Origin of the sequence: Nisaea denitrificans DSM 18348 (assembly GCF_000426505.1) — a bacterium.
In the GTDB taxonomy this organism is placed as follows: domain Bacteria; phylum Pseudomonadota; class Alphaproteobacteria; order Thalassobaculales; family Thalassobaculaceae; genus Nisaea; species Nisaea denitrificans.
Genome location: NZ_KE384531.1, coordinates 330,589 through 349,805, shown reverse-complemented (window position 1 = coordinate 349,805; position 19,217 = coordinate 330,589). Strand labels below are relative to the sequence as shown.

Annotated in this window: 17 protein-coding genes; 9 read left to right on the top strand and 8 right to left on the bottom strand. The window is 58.2% G+C overall.

Going from position 1 to position 19,217, the window contains the following annotated elements; all coding sequences use genetic code 11:
* Nucleotides 1-14: 14 nt before the first annotated feature.
* Nucleotides 15-1,520 carry a M48 family metalloprotease gene (locus tag K328_RS0118580; RefSeq protein ID WP_169721234.1) on the top strand — a complete coding sequence of 502 codons (1,506 nt, stop codon included), beginning with the start codon at nucleotides 15-17 and terminating at the stop codon, nucleotides 1,518-1,520.
* A gap of 9 nt (nucleotides 1,521-1,529) precedes the next feature.
* On the opposite strand, the gene K328_RS0118575 is transcribed toward K328_RS0118580, so the two are convergent.
* The 7 genes from K328_RS0118575 to K328_RS24850 form a co-directional block, all read right to left on the bottom strand.
* The gene (locus K328_RS0118575) at nucleotides 1,530-2,414 is read right to left on the bottom strand and encodes an RNA polymerase factor sigma-32 (protein WP_028467253.1); all 885 of its coding nucleotides are present in this window, start codon (nucleotides 2,412-2,414) and stop codon (nucleotides 1,530-1,532) included.
* Nucleotides 2,415-2,564: 150 nt separating this feature from the next.
* Entirely contained in the window at nucleotides 2,565-3,416 is an 852-nt protein-coding gene (locus K328_RS0118570) for a hypothetical protein (RefSeq protein WP_051285129.1), read from the bottom strand.
* A 143-nt stretch (nucleotides 3,417-3,559) separates the two neighbouring features.
* Nucleotides 3,560-4,057 carry a CarD family transcriptional regulator gene (locus K328_RS0118565; protein WP_028467251.1) on the bottom strand — a complete coding sequence of 166 codons (498 nt, stop codon included), beginning with the start codon at nucleotides 4,055-4,057 and terminating at the stop codon, nucleotides 3,560-3,562.
* 263 nt (nucleotides 4,058-4,320) lie between these two features.
* Nucleotides 4,321-4,659 (bottom strand): ferredoxin FdxA, encoded by a 339-nt coding sequence (gene fdxA, locus K328_RS0118560; RefSeq protein WP_028467250.1) that lies wholly within the window; start codon nucleotides 4,657-4,659, stop codon nucleotides 4,321-4,323.
* Nucleotides 4,660-4,710: 51 nt separating this feature from the next.
* A complete protein-coding gene (locus tag K328_RS0118555) occupies nucleotides 4,711-5,175 on the bottom strand; it encodes a tellurite resistance TerB family protein (protein ID WP_028467249.1) in 465 nt (154 codons plus the stop codon).
* Between the two features lie 124 nt (nucleotides 5,176-5,299).
* Complete coding sequence (locus tag K328_RS0118550) at nucleotides 5,300-5,698, bottom strand: RNA-binding S4 domain-containing protein (protein WP_028467248.1); 399 nt, start codon at nucleotides 5,696-5,698, stop codon at nucleotides 5,300-5,302.
* Nucleotides 5,695-8,421 carry a helicase-related protein gene (locus K328_RS24850; RefSeq protein ID WP_036554914.1) on the bottom strand — a complete coding sequence of 909 codons (2,727 nt, stop codon included), beginning with the start codon at nucleotides 8,419-8,421 and terminating at the stop codon, nucleotides 5,695-5,697. The genes K328_RS0118550 and K328_RS24850 overlap by 4 nt, the downstream gene beginning before the upstream one ends.
* A gap of 126 nt (nucleotides 8,422-8,547) precedes the next feature.
* Between K328_RS24850 and htpG the strand changes: the two genes are divergently transcribed.
* From htpG to K328_RS0118510, 8 genes are all read left to right on the top strand, one after another.
* Nucleotides 8,548-10,455 carry a molecular chaperone HtpG gene (gene htpG, locus K328_RS0118540; RefSeq protein WP_028467247.1) on the top strand — a complete coding sequence of 636 codons (1,908 nt, stop codon included), beginning with the start codon at nucleotides 8,548-8,550 and terminating at the stop codon, nucleotides 10,453-10,455.
* A 172-nt stretch (nucleotides 10,456-10,627) separates the two neighbouring features.
* Complete coding sequence (locus K328_RS24845) at nucleotides 10,628-11,161, top strand: beta-barrel domain-containing protein (protein WP_169721233.1); 534 nt, start codon at nucleotides 10,628-10,630, stop codon at nucleotides 11,159-11,161.
* Nucleotides 11,158-12,045, top strand: a complete 888-nt coding sequence (locus tag K328_RS26730; protein ID WP_156901478.1) for a hypothetical protein — start codon at nucleotides 11,158-11,160, stop codon at nucleotides 12,043-12,045. The genes K328_RS24845 and K328_RS26730 overlap by 4 nt, the downstream gene beginning before the upstream one ends.
* Before the next feature lie 205 nt (nucleotides 12,046-12,250).
* Nucleotides 12,251-12,532: a type II toxin-antitoxin system RelE/ParE family toxin gene (locus tag K328_RS0118530; protein ID WP_028467246.1), complete on the top strand. Its 282-nt coding sequence runs from the start codon at nucleotides 12,251-12,253 to the stop codon at nucleotides 12,530-12,532.
* Nucleotides 12,532-12,831 carry a HigA family addiction module antitoxin gene (locus K328_RS0118525; RefSeq protein ID WP_028467245.1) on the top strand — a complete coding sequence of 100 codons (300 nt, stop codon included), beginning with the start codon at nucleotides 12,532-12,534 and terminating at the stop codon, nucleotides 12,829-12,831. The genes K328_RS0118530 and K328_RS0118525 overlap by 1 nt, the downstream gene beginning before the upstream one ends.
* 111 nt (nucleotides 12,832-12,942) lie before the next feature.
* Nucleotides 12,943-13,929 (top strand): phosphoribosylaminoimidazolesuccinocarboxamide synthase, encoded by a 987-nt coding sequence (locus K328_RS0118520; protein WP_028467244.1) that lies wholly within the window; start codon nucleotides 12,943-12,945, stop codon nucleotides 13,927-13,929.
* Nucleotides 13,930-14,840: 911 nt separating this feature from the next.
* Entirely contained in the window at nucleotides 14,841-17,771 is a 2,931-nt protein-coding gene (locus K328_RS0118515; RefSeq protein WP_028467243.1) for a DUF4347 domain-containing protein, read from the top strand.
* A gap of 310 nt (nucleotides 17,772-18,081) precedes the next feature.
* A complete protein-coding gene (locus tag K328_RS0118510) occupies nucleotides 18,082-18,651 on the top strand; it encodes a PAS domain-containing protein (protein WP_156901477.1) in 570 nt (189 codons plus the stop codon).
* Between the two features lie 9 nt (nucleotides 18,652-18,660).
* On the opposite strand, the gene K328_RS24840 is transcribed toward K328_RS0118510, so the two are convergent.
* Entirely contained in the window at nucleotides 18,661-19,143 is a 483-nt protein-coding gene (locus tag K328_RS24840) for a MarR family winged helix-turn-helix transcriptional regulator (protein ID WP_036554912.1), read from the bottom strand.
* Between the last annotated feature and the right edge of the window lie 74 nt (nucleotides 19,144-19,217).

Sequence of the window (19,217 nt, the reverse complement as noted above, 5' to 3'; positions counted from 1 at the left end):
CGATGGAGAGCCTTTTGCCTGACTCGATCCGGCCTATGTTTGCCGCCTCACGTCGCAGCTTGGCGGCCGCCATACTGCTTTCCGTCGCAACGGCCACGCCGCTCCTTTCCGGGTGCAGCACCAATCCAGCGACCGGAGAACAAAGCTTCACGGCTTTCATGTCTCCGGAACAGGAACGTCAGGTCGGGCGCGAACAGGACCCGCAGATCAAACAGGAATTCGGCGGCGCCTATGACGACGCGGAGCTGGCGGCCTATGTCACCCGGATCGGCAATAAACTCGCCGCCACATCCGAGATGCCCAATCTGGACTTCACGTTCACGGTGCTCAACACACCTGATATCAATGCCTTCGCCCTACCGGGCGGCTATGTCTACGTCACGCGCGGGCTGGTTGCCCTGGCAGAGAACGAAGCTGAACTGGCCGGTGTTATTGCCCATGAAATCGGCCATGTCACAGCCCGCCACAGCGCAGAGCGCTACAGCCGCGGCACGGCGATCGGGCTTGGCGCCGCGATCCTCGGCATCCTCACGGACAGCCAGGCAATCGCCGATCTCGCCGGACTAGGATCGCAGCTCTATCTGAAAAGCTACTCGCGGGATCAGGAATTCGAGGCCGACACCCTCGGGGTGCGCTATCTCAGCCGATCCGGGTACGAAACCGCTGCAATGGCAAGCTTTCTCCAGAAACTGGGCAACGCCAGCCGGCTCCAGGCGGAGATCGCCGGCGCCAATCACGACCCAGATGCCGTCGACCTGATGGCAACGCACCCGCGGACCATCGACCGCGTGCAGAAAGCCCTCATTGCGGCCAGCGTGCGGCCGGTATCAAACCCCATCGTCGGGCGCGATCCGTTCCTCGACCAAGTCGACGGCGTTCTCTTCGGAAGCGATCCGAAAGAAGGGATGATTCGCGGCCAGACCTTCCTGCACAAAGACCTCAGTTTCCAGTTCGAGGTGCCGCCGAATTTCCGGATCTACAATCAGCCGCAGCGGGTTCTGGCGGCAGATCCGAATGGCGCCCGGTTCATTTTTGACGCCGCGCCTAAATCCGCAGGACAGGCCCCGGCCAGCTATATCCGGGATAGCTGGGCAAAGGGCCAGGCAGTGCGCGATCTGGAAAATATCGCGATCAATGGCATGGATGCGGCCACCGGCTGGCTGGCAATCACGGCAAAGAACGGCGCCACCTACATCTTGCGGCTGGTGGCCATTCGGTATGATGCAGACACGCTCTACAGGATGCAGTTTCTCATCCCGAGCCAGCGCGCGGGTGCCCTGAACGAAGACATGCGACGGACAACCTACAGCTTCCGTCCGCTTTCCGCGGAGGAAAGGGCTGGCATCCGTCCCTACCGCGTAAAAGTGATGCGCTATGACGGAACGGCGTCGGAACAATCGCTCGCAGGCAGCATCCCGTTCCCGGGATATGAAGTCCGGTATTTCCGGATGATCAATGGCCTTGAAAGCGGCGAGCAGCCGACGTCCGGATCACGCGTGAAAACGATCAGTCCGCAATAACGGCGGACCTTACGCCTCTGAATAGAGATCCGAACTGCGATCGACATTGCGGCTGATATGCTGCTTCAGCTTGAGCAACGCGCGATGCTCAAGCTGCCGCACGCGCTCCTTGCTGACCCCGAGCACCGTCCCGAGTTCTTCCAGCGTTGCCCCATCATCAACGAGCCGACGGCGCTCTATGATGGTCTGCTCGCGCGGGCTCAACTCAGAAAGCGCTTCTTTCAGCCATTTTGAGCGGGTTTCCGCATCCCGCATCCCGATAACAATGGTTTCCGGAGTCGGGCGTTCGTCCGACAGCATCTCCATCCACTCATCCTCACCACTTTCCCCGATCGTGGAGTTCAGCGACTGGTCGGCGCCGGACATGCGCTGCTCCATCGTCTCGACATCCTTCAGCGGAACGCCAAGTTCGGCCGCAATACGCTCGCGCTGCTCCTCCGGAGAAAGGGTTTCGGAAGCCTGCTGGATCTTCGCGCGGAGGCGCCGCAGGTTGAAGAAAAGGGATTTCTGGGCCGCCGTGGTACCGGTCCGCACGATGGACCAGTTCCGCAATACATAATCCTGAATGGCTGAGCGTATCCACCAGCTTGCATAGGTCGAAAAGCGAATCTCCCGCTCCGGCTCGAACCGGGCAGCGGCCTGCATCAGGCCGATATTACCTTCCTGGATCAGATCACCGATCGGCAAGCCGTAATTGCGGTAGCGGGTAGCGGAGCTGACCACCAGACGGGTGTAGGAGCGGACCATAAGATGCAGGGACTTCTCGCAGCCATCTTCACGCCAGGCTCTCGCGAGCTCGAATTCAACCTCCCGCTCAAGCAACGGCTCGTTCATGCTCGACTTGATATACGAGACGTTGGCGCGCCGGGTTTCGGGATCGTCAATATGTGCCATGGCTTCATCTCCAGACCGCACCAGCGAGTTTTCTCACAAGTGGATACGCTCCCCCATGGAAAGCGGATCATTTCGGCACGGTTATGGCGACTCCTATCGAATCACAAAACCGCGAGCCTACCAGATATGGAAAATTCGCCGGGGCCGGACCTAAGCGCTGATCTGATCGACGATAGCGCCCGCGGCATCGAGGCAGACGGCATTCAACGGTCCGCCAAATCCTGCGCCCCCGTCGATGCTGAGCGTCACCTCATGCTCGACGATGCCTTCCCGGGCCGCGTCGTATCCGCGGACCAGTCTTGTGAAGCCCCGGTAGCCGGACTCGGCGGCTTCAGTAAAGCCTTGGCTGTTCCACCAGAACCCGTCTTCCTGTTCGTTGAGATCTTTGGACGGGTCCAGCCCGCCGCTGACAAACAGAAGCGCACCGTCATCCGTGTAAGCAGCCCGGCGAAATCCGGTCATGAATTCATTGTGCCCGGAATGCCCCCGGATGGCCTGCCGCAGCTGCCCCGTCCATCGGCTGACGGCGAGCAATCCCTCCATGATGGCGGAGCGGGCGTCAGAGGCGCGACCGCCATAGGCCGCAAGGGTCGCGTCCGCACCACGCTCCAGCATCCAGTCCAGGATCTCCTGACAGTCACCGGAGAACTGAAGCTGCAGCATCTTGCGCCACATCTCTTCCTGGCGGCCGCGCAAATACACGATATCGTCGAGATGCGTGTAGGGTGGCTGCGCCAGCACGATCCGCCGGAACCGCAGTAATTCGTCCACCGTTTCCAGAATTGCCGGCCCGTACCCGTAATAATTCCCAAGGTAGACGAAGCGATCCCCCGCCTCATAGCGGTTGGTCAGCGTCTCATGCAGAGCATTGAGCCGTTCGACGTCGCCATGAATGGAGGCAATAGTCCAAATTCTCCGGCAGCGGCGCAATATCGCGAAGCGCTTGTCCGTTCCGTATGGAAGGCTGATGGTCTGGATCACGTTCTGTGCCGCATCTGACATTGCTGATGTGCTCCCACACTCCAGATAGCAATTTCAGCGTCGGCCGCCAACGCCTGTGCTGTATCCGGGGTTCCGCACAAATGAAACAGGCGGCACCGGAGGCGCCGCCTGTAATCACGAAACAATGAAGTTTCGACAGCCGATCAGGCTGCTGCCATGATTTTTTCAAGCCGGTCCGTGGCCGCGTCTTCATCGATTTTTTCAATCGCTGCGAACTCACGGGCAAGACGATCAAGCGCCGCCTGATACATCTGGCGTTCGCTGTAGGACTGATCGGCCTGTCCGGTGTTGCGGCGCAGGTCGCGCACGACTTCGGCGATGGATACCGGATCGCCGGAATTGATCTTCGCTTCGTACTCCTGCGCGCGGCGGGACCACATGGTACGTCGCACGCGTGCACGGCCTTTCAGCTTCGTGAGCGCGACATCCATCTGCTTGCGCGTGCTGAGCCGGCGCAGACCGGAATCGTTGGCTTTTCCAACGGGGATACGCAACGTCATGCGATCCTGCTCGAAGGTGATCACCAGAAGATCAAGCTCAGTACCCGCGATCTGCTGCGACTCGGTGCCAATGATCTTGCCGACACCATGAGTCGGATAGACCACAAAATCCCCAGCCTTGAACTCCACTTTTTTTGTCATTAGTCGGTCTCTCTCACTTGTCAGGACCACGTAAAACGCGTAAAGCGCAAGGAATCGCCGGTATCGCTAAAAAGCAGGCCTCAGCCCGTCTTTGCGGATACCGCTCGGAATGGTCCGAAACCTTCGCGGAAACGGCGGCGAGGCGAGACGTTTTGCCCCACCGAATTCATAGACCTTATCACAAATCCGATAAAAGTGGGAGTCTGCGGGCGCATGGCCTGCTTTCGTTTAACGCATGGCTTACCGTTTTGTGACGGTTAGCCTCAGTCTCCCTTGCCCGGCGCGGGCGAAAAAAACTTTTCCATCTTGCCCTTAACCTGCTGAAAATCGTCAGCATCGGGCATGGCGTCGATCTTCCGGGTGATGTTCGGCCATTCCTCGGAATATTTCCGATTCATTTCAATCCAGCTCTCTGCTTCCGGTTCCGTGTCCGGGAGAATCGCCTCGGCCGGGCATTCCGGTTCGCACACACCGCAGTCGATACACTCGTCCGGGTGAATGACGAGCATGTTCTCGCCCTCATAAAAACAGTCAACCGGACAGACTTCGACACAGTCGGTGTATTTACACTTAATGCACAGGTCGTTGACGATGTACGTCATCGGCAGACTCCGGTCCGACTTCAATCGTCGGTTTCGTTAATGAAAAAACGCCTATTCGGCAAGTCCGAGTTTCTGCATGACACGCTTGCGTGCAGCGCCACTCTCCTGATCGGTCACGTAGATCAGTCCCGTGACCCGGCGCATCAGACTGGCTTCATAGTCATGCAAGACACCGTCGGCATAGGCGACCTGCCAAAGCATTTCCATGAGCTCGACCCGCTGATCATGATCAAATTCATCACGAATCACCTTGGTGAAGCTGTAGAAATCGACACTGCTTTCCAGATCTTTCACCGCCCCATCAACCTTTTCCGCCGCCTCATCCGGAGAACAGGCGAAACGGGCGGCGAGCAGAGCTTCAATGGCGTGCCGCTCGTCGGCGCCGAAATCGCCATCAAGCGTCGCAGCCTTCACCAGCAGCGCGGCAACGGCTTCTTCTGATCCGTCGACCTTTGAAGCTTCGCTTGATCCCCCGGAGCGGACCGCATCGAAGAAAACTTTAAGGGAGCCGATCATGGCATTTCCCGGAGTTGGTTGGAATTCAGCCCTTTATCTAAGCTCTCGGCCCGATTTCGCAAGCACGTTTCCGGCGGGCGGACTATCCGGGCGTTTTCCAGACGGCAATCGATAATCGACCAGATCACTCATCAGGGGATCGCAGATGGTCGATCAGCCGCCGATCCCGCTTGGTTGGCCGCCCGGCACCCGGGTCACGCTGTGCCGGGGTCGATTTCACCTCGGACCGTTCACTTTTGCCCGCGCCCGCTTCGATAGGCGCGAGATCCTCGTACAGCAGCTGGGCTTCCGGAGCCGGTCCACGGCGCTCAGCCAGAAACAGCACCTTCACGACCCGGATATGAGGTCCCTGCGGAAACGTCAGCACATCGCCGGAGCGAACAAGCTGGTGCGCCTTCGCCACCACCTTGCCGGAAAGACGCAAGCGCCCCGCACCAACCAATTTGTTGGCGAGCCCACGGGTCTTGAAGAACCGCGCACACCAGAGCCACTTGTCGAGACGCTGTGTCTCGTCTTCGTTCATTTTGCCAGTTTGAGCTGCTGCAATATTGCGAAGGGAGAATCCTCGGGACGCATGGCCGGCCCGTTCGAGCTGATCACCTTTGGCCCGCTATTCTGGCGTTTCGGCCGCTCATCCTGGCGCTTAGGCTTGCGCGGCCCGCCCTTTTGTCCGCCCTTGGCGCCAGCATTCCGATCCCGCTTTTCACCGGAACCATCCTGCGCCGGTTTACCCGGCTTCCTGGCGCGATCCGGTTTGTCCCCGCGCGCGGCTTTGCCGTCACCTTCAGACTTGCCGTTCTGTTCCGCCTTACGCTCGCCTTCCGGCCGGCGCTTCTGTTCCTGACGACGCCGGGCGATGAAACGAGGCTGCTCCTCGACATCCTCGCCACGGCGATATCCGAGATCCTTCAGGATCTCGGCCATGGCTTCATGGCCAACACCGGCAAGCGACAGCATGTCCGCCGAGATGGCGAATGCGCCCTCGCGGGCCGCCTGACGCACCATCTGGGCGACGCGTTCAAGCATATCCGCCCGCACAGCGTGACCGCCGACCCGCTTGTATCCGATCGCCAGGTAGAAGGCGTCGGTCGCATCCTCGGCACGCGTGATCATCACTCGGCCTGCCGGCGGCGGGCCTCCTTCGGGGAACTGGCCGGAGAATACGCTCCAGAGCATGGCCCGGAACTCCACCGCCTTCGGCTTCAGCAACACCGGCAGGAAGACGGTTTCTGTGCCGAAGCGGATACCGAGACGGGCCAGCGACTTGCGCTGCTCATCATCGAGATCCCGGCGCAACCCGCCGATCTGATCGGCGGATACACCGCCGATGCCTTCGAGCACCTGGAACCCAATACCGCGCGCGGCGCCCTCGAGTTCAGCCGTCTTGATCGCCAGCAACGGGCCGAGCCGTTCTTCCATCTCCCCCGTCAGCCAGGTGCGCAAACGGGTCTCGATCCGCTTGCGCATCTCGCCGTCGATCATCTCTTCGTTCACGACGCGGATCTGCGGCGACAGAATGTCGGCACCGGCTTCCAGCGATGCGATTTCCGCCCCGAGCCAGATCACCGTCCCCTTTGGCCCGATCGAAAAGGCTGCGTTGTCGGCGGATTCGATTTGGCCCGTGCGCCGGGCCAGTTCTTCCGGCAGGACCTTACGCGCAGCCGCCAGCACGGGCTTTGCGTTGGTGCTATCCACTACATCAGGCACGAACTTCAATCCTTCCATGTGACCGACGGCATGGCCCTCCACGACCACTGTACTGTCAGTTTTTACTGCCGCCGCCAAGTTCCCCCCGTCCTTCAACTTGCGCAAGAACAATGCTGCGCGCTTGTCGACAAAACGCTGGGTAAGCTTGTCATGCAAAGCATCCGAAAGCCGATCTTCAACAGCTCTTGTCTGAGCCTGCCAATGAACAGGGTCGGATACCCAGTCTGCACGGTGCGTAATATACGTCCAAGTGCGAATATGTGCGATACGGTTTACCAGCGTGTCTATATCACCGTCCGTCCGGTCGAAACGACTGACCTGATTGGCGACCCAATCTGTCTCCAGACACTGCTGCCCATCTGTCAGATCGAAAAAGATCTTTGCCAGCAGATTGGCGTGGGATTCGCTCATGGTCTTGCGGAAATCCGGGATCTGGCAAATGTCCCAGAGCAGCCTTACACGGTCCGGTCCGGTTGCCCGCTCGACCACGGCTTCCATCCGCGCCAGCGACTCAAGCGTCCGGTGGTCCTCGCCGTCCCGCTTCCTGATCATGTGAGGCTGATCGCTGTGCAGCCCGAGCGCACGCTGCAAATCACCAAGGCTGCGGAACGACAAGCGGTGATTACGCCAGAAAACGTGCCGGAGCGGATCGAACCGGTGGCTCTCCAGCGCCTCGACCATCTCCTCGTCCAGAGGCGGGCAGTCTCCGGTGACGCCGAACGTGCCGTCATTCATGTGCCGTCCCGCCCGGCCGGCGATCTGCGCCATCTCCGGCGGGGTCAGGCGGCGCGGCGCGCGGCCGTCGAATTTCATGTCCTCGGCGAAGGCGACGTGATCCACATCCATGTTGAGGCCCATGCCGATCGCATCCGTCGCGATCAGGTAATCGACCTCGCCCTCCTGATACATCGCCACTTGCGCGTTCCGGGCCCGTGGCGACAACGCGCCCAGGACAACAGCGGCACCGCCGCGCTGGCGCCGGACGATTTCGGCCAGGACATAAACATCCGCCGCCGAGAAAGCGACGATGGCGGTCCGGCGCGGCAGCCGGGTCAGCTTGCGCGGCCCGGTATAGGTCAGCCGCGACATGCGCTGCCGGCCGACGATCTCCGCCTTCGGCACCAGCTTCCTGATCAGCGGGCGGATAATGTCGGAGCCGAGAAACATGGTTTCCTGACGGCCGCGCGCATGCAGCAGCCGGTCGGTGAAGACATGACCGCGCTCCCGGTCGCCGCAGAGCTGAATCTCGTCGATGGCCAGAAAATCCACCACCCGGTCGACCGGCATGGATTCCACCGTGCAGATAAAATAGCGGGCGTGCGGCGGAAGTATCTTTTCCTCGCCGGTGATCAGGGCGACAGCGTTCTTGCCCTTCAGGGAAACCACACGCTCGTAATTCTCCCGGGCCAGCAAACGCAACGGAAAACCGATCATGCCGGAGGCATGGCCAAGCATCCGCTCGATGGCGAAATAGGTCTTGCCGGTGTTGGTCGGCCCCAGCATTGCGGTGATCCGACCGTCCTCGAAAACGCTGCTCATGGGAAATTCGGATCCGATCTCGGCTCAGGCGGAAAGCGCTGGGGTCTTGCGATTAATGCCAACTTCCCACATATCAGGCTCCATCAATCATAACGATGTCATTCTAGGCAAGAGGTGATCAAGAAGATGACTGCGGAAAAGCGGACGTTCCAGGCCGAGGTCAGCAAGCTCCTGAAGATCGTCGCCAATTCGCTCTATAGCGAGCGTGAAGTATTCCTGCGCGAATTGATCTCCAACGCATCCGATGCCTGCGACAAGCTGCGCTATCTGGCGCTTACACAGCCTGATCTGACCACTGGCGACGGTGAATACAAGATCAGGATCGCGGCGGACAAAGATGCCAAGACCCTGACCCTGTCGGATAACGGTATCGGCATGACCGCCGATGAGCTGAACGACAATCTCGGCACCATCGCGCGCTCCGGCACGGAAGCCTTCGTTTCCAACCTGTCCGGCGACGAGAAAAAGGATAGCGGCCTGATCGGCCAGTTCGGCGTCGGTTTCTATTCGGCCTTCATGATCGCGGACAAGGTCGAGGTGCTGACCCGGCGTGCCGGTGAGGACAAGGCGCATCTCTGGAGCTCGGACGGGCTCGGCGAATACACCGTCGCGGATGCCGAGAAGGCCAATCGCGGCACCATCATCACCATGCATCTGAAGGACGACGCCCTCGAATTTCTCGAGGAGCAGCGCCTGCAGCACATCGTGAAGCGCTATTCCGACCATATCCCGGTGCCGATCCTGTTTGTGGAAACCAAGGACGGGGAAACCGAAGAGCGCCCGCTCAACGAAGCATCCGCTCTCTGGACCCGCTCCAAGAGCGACATCACGACGGAGCAGTACGGCGAATTCTACAAGCACGTCGCCCATGCTTTCGACGAGCCCTGGCTGACCATGCACTGGAAGGCGGAGGGTGTGATCGAATACAGCTCCCTGCTCTATGTGCCGACCCAGCGCCCGTTCGACCTGTTCCATCCGGAGCGCAAGAGCCGGGTAAAACTCTATGTGAAGCGGGTCTTCATCACTGACGATTGCGAAGGGCTGGTGCCCGATTATCTGCGCTTCCTGCGCGGCGTGATCGATTGCGAGGACCTGCCGCTGAATGTCAGCCGCGAGCTTCTGCAACGCAATCCGGTGCTACAGAAGATCTCCTCCGCCGTCACCAAACGGGTGCTCACCGAGCTCAGCAAGAAAGCTGAGAAGGACCCCGAGGCATATGCGGTTTTCTGGGACGCTTACGGCCCGGTGATGAAGGAAGGCCTCTATTCCGAGAACGGCGAGCACAAGGACACCCTGATTTCCCTCGCGCGCTTCGATACGACGGAAAGCGACACGCTGGTCAGCCTCGCCGACTACAAGAAGCGGATGAAGGAAGGCCAGGAGGCGATCTACTACATCATCGGCGAGAGCAAGGAAGCCCTGCTGAACTCACCCCATATCGAAGGCTTCAAGGCCAAGGGTGTGGAAGTTCTGCTGCTGTCGGATCCGATCGACGATTTCTGGATCCAGGCCATGTTCGAGGGCTATGAAGGCAGCCCCCTCAAGTCGATCACCCGCGGCTCCGCCGATCTCGATGCCGTCAAGGGAGCCGAGGGGGACAAGTCCGACGAGGACAAGGCCGCGGACAAGAAGGACGAGGAAAAAGCCTCCGCCGATATCGCGCCGCTGCTCGCCTCCATCAAGCTGGCCCTCGGAGAGGAAGTGAAGGACGTGCGGGAATCAACCCGCCTGACCGACAGCCCGGTCTGCCTGATCGCCGATGACGGCGACATGGACATCAACCTCGAACGCCTGCTGCGCCAGCACAAGCAGATCGACAAATCCAATCCGCGCATTCTGGAAGTCAACACCAAGCACGCGGTGATCAAGGCCCTCGCCAAACGGGTGAAGGACGGCAAGACCGGCCAGGAACTGGACGACGCGGCCCACCTGCTGCTCGACCAGGCCCGGATCATGGAAGGCGAAGCCATCCCCGACCCGAAAGCGTTTGCCCGGCGGTTGGCGATATCGATGGAGCGGGGGCTGGCGCTCTAAAGACACGCCCACCGGACAACAGAAAATAAACGCAGCGGCCGGGAAATCCCGGCCGCTGTTTTTTTGGCCACACTCCAGGCCGCATACCCTGCCTTCCTGACCTTGTATCAGACTCCCCGTGACGACACTCTAACCACCGCCTAATATTCACGGAAGGATAGCGCGCTGCGGGGTGAAAGAGTTGGGAGCACTTTCGGAAAACAGGAGGTATGGCTCCAGCTCAGTAGCTAGCCTCTCTGTGCACACGCTCGGCGGTTATGTCCAGCCCAGCGCGCCGCTGATGCGGATCGTGCCGGACGGGGACCGTCTGACGGTCGAGGCGACGGTGACCAACCGGGATATCGGCTTCATCGAGATCGGCCAGCGTGCCGCCGTAAAAATCGATGCCTTGAACTACATGCGCTACGGCAGCATCGAGGGCACGATCGTCAGCCTCAGCGCCGATGCCGTCGTGCCCCAGGACGCGAACAACGCCGCCGGCGCGGCGGGAGCGGCCACAACCGGCCCGCAGGCGGCGCCGCAGATGCTGTCCTACACGGCACGGATCGAGATCGAACGGGAACATCTGACTGTGGACGGCAGAGACGTGCGTCTTGTGCCGGGCATGTCCGTGACGGCGGACCTGCTGACGGGAGAGAGACGGGTGCTAGAATATGTGCTTCAGCCGGTGCTGCGCTATGCGAGTGAAGGGATGCGGGAAAGATGAAGTTAATTTTTGAATGTTACCTCTTGTTGCGATCAAAAGTAAGAAGAATATTTGCACTATCTTTGATCGCAATCTGTGCTTCTTTTCCGTCATTTGCTGATAGTGATACGTTTTTTGGGCAGAATATCAAAGATTTGGCGATTGAGTTAAATGAAATAGATAAAGAAAAATCATTTAATATCATTAGGGAAAATATCTTCTCTTCTAGTTTTTCTAATAAAACAATTTCTAGAGCAAATAACATACGCCTCAAAGATGAGGAAAATATAATTGAATTTCAAATTCTTATGCACCCTATTGTAAGCTCACATAAATATCAAAAAATTGAAAAATATATGAATCAGATAAACTATATTATAAAACCAAAATTAAATAATGCATACAGCATAAATGATTATTCAGATACAAGAAAAGATAAAGACATAAATTTTTATTTTATATCAAATGATAACATAAAAAAATCTATAAAACACATGAATAAAAAAGGTATTAGAATGGTAATATATGATTGGAATTTAGACTACAGTTGCGTGTCTGTAAATCTAATAACAAATAAAAGGAGAATTTATAGAATTATGAATTTTATATCTAATAACATTGATGATATTCGTTTTGATGATTGCGCTAAAAACTCTGCTTTTAAATCTATATACTTTGGATCAATGGAGGGTATGGTTTGGAATACGCTAAAATCTGGAGATATATCTTGGTCTGGCGACGTTCTAATTTATGATATTATTGGAGCTCATATGGTTTACAAAAATCATCAAAGCATCGAGTATTTACTTTTAAACAAAAATAATTTTATGAAAATTATGAATGAAAGTATTTTAGAAATAAGTAATTGTGTGAATTCTACATTTAAAGGATGTAAAAATGACTAACAATATTGAAAATGTAAATTCAATTAAATCAGAATTAAGGGGACACGCGACTTAATTATAGGCGCATGACCCACGGCATTTGGATCAATCGCACGCCCCCATATCAAACCGCGTTCCGTATCGGGCCATATCTCTTCCCGCCGCCAGAGCACAAATCGGCGTAATCCAACGCTTGACAACCGTAAGGAATTGCCTTACATTTTTCATGATCAAGAGCATCGCTCATAAGGGCCTCAAGCAATTCGCCGCCACAGGAAAAGGCGGAAAATTGCCGGTTCAGGGCGCCGCCCAAAACCGGCTGGTGCAGATGCTTCAAACCCTGAATGCCGCGTCGCAGCCAGAAGACATGAACCTGCCGGGTTTCCACTTTCACGAGCTGACCGGAGACCGCAGGGGCACATACAGCGTTCGCGTCACCGGCAATTGGCGCCTCACCTTCGAATGGGACTCAGGCGCCACCAATGTCAAACTGGAGGATTATCACTGATGCTTCAAGGTCTCCCCCCGATGCACCCCGGCGCGCTGCTGCGTGACCAGATCCTGCCCGAGCTTGGCGTCAGCAAAACGAAACTGGCGGAGACCCTGAAGATCTCTCGGCAGACGCTCCATGACATCCTGAGCGAGAAAGCCCCTGTGACCGCCCAGATGGCAGTACGGCTTGGCAAGCTCTGCGGCAACGGCCCTACGATCTGGGTCAACCTCCAGTCTCAATGGGATATTGCCCAGGCTGAGAAGGATCTGGCTGACATCATCAAGCAAATCCCGACACTACAGAAGGCCGGGTAACACCGGGCGAACGCGCCCAATCGTCATCCTGCCCACCCCCACCATTGCAGTCCCACGTGAAGGCGCTATCGTGTCGCCCGATCCAGATTACCGTTCACAGGATATCGCTCCATGGTGCCGCAGACGGCCAGCTCACAGCTTCTCGACAATTGTCTTACCAACGCGGAATTCCCGGAATTGCCGGACTTCGTCCGGGGCAAGGTGCGGGATGCCTACAAGCTGCCGGACCGGCGGCGGCTGCTGATCGCGACGGACCGGCAATCCGCGTTCGACCAGGTCCTGGCGGCCGTGCCCTACAAGGGGCAGGTGCTGACCCAGACGGCGCGCTACTGGTTCGATCACACAGGCGATATCTGCCCGAACCATGTGATCTCCTACCCGGACCCGAATGTCGTCCTGTGCAAGGATCTCGAGATGGTGCCGATCGAGATCGTGGTGCGGGCCTATCTCACCGGCTCCACCAACACCAGCGCCTGGACCATGTATGAGCGGGGCGAGCGGGTGATCTATGGCCACCCCCTCCCCGATGGCATGAAGAAGAACCAGAAGCTCGCCGAAACCATCATCACACCGACGACGAAACCCACCGGCGGCGGGCATGACGCGCCGATCACGGAAGCGGAAATTCTCGAAACCCGGCTCGTGACGCATGAGCAATGGCGCGAGCTGGCGGAGAAAAGTCTGGCGCTGTTCGCGCGCGGGCAGGAACTCGCCGCCAAACAGGGACTCATTCTCGTCGATACAAAATACGAGTTCGGCATCGATGAGAACGGCACGATCACCATCGCCGATGAAATTCACACCCCGGATTCAAGCCGCTACTGGCGCGCCGACAGCTACGCGCAGAAGTTTGCGGCGGGTGAGGAGCCGGACAGTCTGGACAAGGAATTCCTGCGGCTGTGGATTGCCGGTCAGTGCGATCCCTACAATGACCCCATCCCGGAAATCCCCGCCGACACCCTGATCGCCTTCAGCAACAAGTATGTCGCCCTGTTCGAACAGCTGACCGGTCTGGATTTTGAGCGGCCCGACCCGGCGGTTCCCGTGCGCGACCGTATCCGAAAGGCGCTGGTCGCGGAACTGCCCGAGTATTTCTAAGCGAACCGGCTTTCCGGCTCTGCGGCCAGGGTGACGGTCTCCACAGTGAAAATAGGCGCCACACGACCCAATTCGGCGCTTCGGTCACGAGATCCAGATCGACCGGGTGAAAATCTGACTGCCGCCGCCTGCCCTGCCTCAAACAAACTAGCCCACCTCAACCCTGACGATGCTGCCGACAGACGCCAGATTTTGACCACCCGAACATATTGCACGCCCAGACTTCCTTGATTTAATTATATATATTGCGTCAATTTCATACTAATTCAGGCTTAAAAAATCACTTTCCTCGATCGTCCACACAACTAATAGTTTTCATTCACATGCGCTTGCCTCGCAAGTAGGTGCGCGATGATAGACAAATCCCTGAATTAAGAAACTCGGGCTGAGGTATAACCCCCGTTAAATCACCCACGAAAACACAAATAATCACCATACATAAATGAATACTGATGCCAGACTTCTATAGAAAAAACCCTGCTTTTGCTGTTGGAAAAGATCAAAAAAATTAATAATAAAAATCCTACACCCCAAAAATATTAACACTCAATTGTACTGATCAACATCAACACTGAAATAGATGAAATTTTATAGAAATTTCCAAGTATACAATGCTGTGTAATTTCCAATTTTTCCAAAGTCTTTTCCAAAAATTCCCAAGAAGACAGCTTATCTTGCTCAATTTTTATTGTAGGACTCGGAGGCGGGCGCAGAACTCGAATTGCGCACGCGATACGGAGTAACTTCGAGTTCAAGGGCTTGCCATGCGTTCCGGTTCATCTGTCGCTTTCATCGATCCGTCTGTTTCCCAGCCGGAACTGCGTCATTCAGAGCTGATGCCAGATGCCGCATTAAAGGGAACACACCCTAATTCCCGTCGCCCAGACTTCTATAGCGAAAGAGCATTGTGGATGAGCCATTCCAGACACCCATCCATCCTGTTCGTCGATAGCGCCGTTCCTGATCGCGAAATCCTTCTGGCAGGCGTCGATCCGCGCACCAAAATCATCCCGCTATCGCCAGCAGGCGATCCGATTGGACAGATTTCGGATGTGCTTGCCGGTCTGACCGGCGTCCAAAACCTCTCGATCCTGAGTCACGGCGCTCCCGGCCAATTGCACCTTGCCGGGCGCGTTGTGGACCTGACAGCGCTGAGCGAAGCGACACCTCATCTGCTCCGGATCAAAGCCGCGCTCGCGCCCGATGCGGAAGTCACACTGGTGGCTTGCGCAGCGGGGGCAGGCACTGCCGGCGCGCAGTTTGCCAACAGCCTGGAAGACGCGCTCGGCGTTCCCGTGCACGCCGCATCCGCGCCACTCGGCGCAGATGCCGGCTGGCACGCCCTGCCGGCCGCAGCGGCGCTCTTTTCGGCCAAGGCCCTCGCCACCTACGCCCATCGTCTGGCCACCCTTAACGGAGGCGCAGATGCCGACACGATACTTGGCACCGGAACTGCCGATGAACTCAACGGCCTCGCCGGAAACGACCTGATCAGGGGGTTCGGAGGCAATGACACCCTAGACGGCGGCGCTGACAACGACCAGATCTCCGGCGGTACCGGCGTCGACAGCCTGCTCGGCGACACAGGCGACGACACCTTCTTCATCGCCTCCGGCGATGTCGCGGGTGGCGCCGAAACGATCAATGGCGGCGCCGGGACGGATATCATTTCGCTGACCGGCGGCGGCAGTTTCGACCTCTCCGGCGCGACCATTTCCGTGGAGACCATTTCCGGTGGCACCGGGGCGGACTCGATCACAGGCACCACGGGCGCGGACCATATCGACGGTGGCGGCGGCGCCGACATTATCTCGGGCAATAACGGCAACGACACGCTCAGCGGCGGCGCCGGTGCCGACACGATCGACGCTGGTGTTGGCAACGACAGTATCTCCGGCGGCACCGGGGTCGACAGCCTGCTCGGCGGCGACGGGTTCGACACCTTCTTTGTCGCCTCCGGCGATGTCGCGGGCGGCGCCGAGACGATCGATGGCGGCAACAACTCGGATATCATTTCGCTGACCGGCGGCGGCAGTTTCGACTTCTCCGGTGCAACCGTGTCCGTGGAGACCATTAACGGCGGCGCCGCCGCCGACACGGTCACCGGCACCACGGCCAGAGACGTGATCCACGGCGGTAACGGCGCCGACATTCTGTCCGGTCACGACGGCAACGACGATGTCTTCGGTCAGGGCGGCAACGACACCCTCTACGGCGGCGACGGAAACGACCTGGTCCGGGACAATTCAGGCAACAACGTCATTTATGGCGATGCCGGCAACGACACGCTCTCCGGCACAGTCGGTAACGACACACTCCAGGGCGGCACCGGCAACGATTCCCTGCTCGCGGGCAGCGGAACCAACCTGCTGGATGGCGGCGCGGGCAATGACACGATCCAGGGATCGCAGGCAAACCTGAATGGCGACACCCTGACCGGGGTCGATGCGGGTGATACACTGCTCGTCCTCTCGAAGGACCTGTCGAGCCTGAACGGCAGCAGCGTCAGCAGCTCCATCGATCTTGGCGACGGCAACACGCTCAATCTTTCCCTCGGCAACTTCACCGCCACGCTCAGCGCGAACGTGAGTGGCGGCAACACGACCATCGGCTTCACTCTGAGCGAGATCCAGTCCTCCTCCGGTGACGGGTCAATTTCGAAGTCGAACCAGTCGAACGGGGACGTTGCCGGGACGGAAACCTCCTTCACCCTCGCCAATACCGGTAGCGCGGCGCAAACCGGAACCCTGCTCGAAGACTCCGGAAGCGGGAATATAGTTACCGTTCAGTTGCCAGGCTTCGTCTCTGCCACGGTCAGCGGCCCCGCTTCCTCCGAAGTGCCCGGATCTGCCAGCGGCACCCTCAACGGCCAGGTCGTGGGCACCGGCTCCACTGATGCAAGTTTCCTGAATCTGCAGGGCTCCCGCTTCCTCGACAGCCTCGGTGCCGGGGCCAGCGTCGATGTCCGTACCATCACCTTCTCCGGCGCCGGCGTCACCACGCCGCAGACCATCGAGATCAGCGACCAGTCAACCGGCTCCGGTGTCGAGGCTTTCATCTTCGACCTGTCCGCCCTGCCTGCGGGCTCCACGCTGGTACTGAACGATATCGACTTCGCCATCGTGATTGGCAATGTGACGGTTAACAGCAGCGGCAACGGTCCGATTTATCTCGCGGGCGACAGTTCGGCGCAGACCGTCTCCCTCGGCAATTTCGGCGATACGATCGCCGGCGGCGGCGGCACCGATACCGTCGATGGCGGCTATGGCGAGGACCTCGTCTATGGCAACCAGGGCAACGACAGCCTCTTCGGCGGCGGGGGCCAGGATACGCTTTTCGGCGGTCAGGATCAGGACAGCCTCAATGGCGGCAACGACAATGATGTCCTCTATGGCAACATGGGCGAGGATACTCTGATCGGGGGCGGAAATTCCGATCTGCTTTATGGCGGCCAGGGCAACGACATTGTCTATGGTAATCTGGGCGACGACAGCCTCAACGGCAACATTGGCAACGACATCCTGTTCGGCGGTCAGGGCAACGATGTGGTCAATGGCGGAGACGGAGCGGACCAGATCGCCGGCAACCAGGGCGACGACACGCTGGTCGGTGGAGGCGGGGCAGATACCTTCCTCTTCGGCTTCGATACCGGCAACGATCAGGTCAGCGACTTCACTGCCGGCATCGACAGCTTGCAGGTCGCAAACGGGCTGACCTATACGGCGGAGGACAGCGGCGGAAATACTCAGCTCACCCTCTCCGACGGCGGCACTGTCACGCTGATCGGCGTCTCCAAGTCGGAACTCGGCATCACCGCGACCGCGGGCTGGGATCTCGCGTAGAAGACGGAGGCGCCGTAAACAGACTGTCCTCCCGTTAGAAAGCGGAAAGCTATCACCGACCGCCCCGCCAAGGCGGTAAAGCGGGATCGTGCGCGCAGAACTCTACTGAAAACGCTCACCTTTTAGGTCTGGCGCTGCCTGGAATATGGCGTTTGGCCCCATAATTTCACCTTTTTTTAATGTTGAATTGAAATAATCGGTTGTCTATCAGCTAGTCAGCACTCGCGGATTGGCCGCTTAGGTGCCTACGACGGCAATGGTTGATTGAGAGACCGAATTATTGAAAAGTGAATTTGAATCCGCAGCGAACATGAGGGATGCTCTCATCAGCGACGACCTGAATGCGGTCGATCGCTATTTCCTGCAATTCGGCGCCCGCAATCCGACTGTCGTCTGGAATCCGGAAGGCAATCAGCTTGAGGATGAGCGCCTGCAACGCCTCTCGTCTTACTGGCGCGGGAAAGCCAACGGCAAGGATGCCGCCCCCGTCGCATCCATCGACCCGACGGATATGCGGTTTGTCCTCGGCTATCTCATGTTGCTCGATGTCATCGAGGGCGGCTTCGATTTCCGCTACCGGCTATACGGCACGATGATTTCCCAACGTTTCGGCAGGGATGTCACCGGCACGACGGTCCGTGAGTTCGGCGACAAGGAGTATATCGTCAACTTCTTCCTTGGTGCCTATCAGGCCGTGATGGAGCGACGTCAACCGCTGCTGACTGTTCACTATCCGAAAAAAGCCTCGGAAACTGCGAGCTGGACCCGCCTCATTCTGCCGCTGAAGAGCGAGAACAACGAGATCGCGAGGCTGCTTGTCGGACAAATCCCCGGTGAGTGGCGGCCAAGGCCTCACGGCGCGGAAGCACCGGCCTTCTGACTTGTCCGGCTAGACCTTCGGATAAAGGCTCCGGGCTGCCTCCACATTTTCGTCAAGGCGCGCGTGCAGTTTCTCGAAGACCCGCTCCAACGCGGCGCGCTCCGTATCATCGAGCGCCGAGAGCAGATCCGCCTCGAAGCCGCTCGCCAGCGGTACGATCTGCCGGTAGACGGACCAGCCTTCGTCTGACAGCGTGATATCCAGCAACCGGTTATCGGCCGCATTGCTCGCCTTCAAAACGAGTCCCGCTTCTTCCAACCGGCTGACCGCGCGGCTGACCTTCACCTTGTCCAGGTTCACCCGGGCATGGATATCCCGGATCGAGACCCGTCCCGAGCCGGCGAGATGGGCGATGACCCGCCATTCGGCGATGGAAATGCCGAACTTTTCAGCATAGAGCACCGACATTGCCTTGCTGACACGGGCGGCAATCACCGCGAGCCGGTAGGGCAGAAAACAGTCCAGGTCGAGCAGGTCCGCTTGGTCATCCATCCGCAATTGACATTCATTTCATTTGTAATGATCATGATGATCCTACGGCAGACAGGCCCTTAAAACCAATCAGA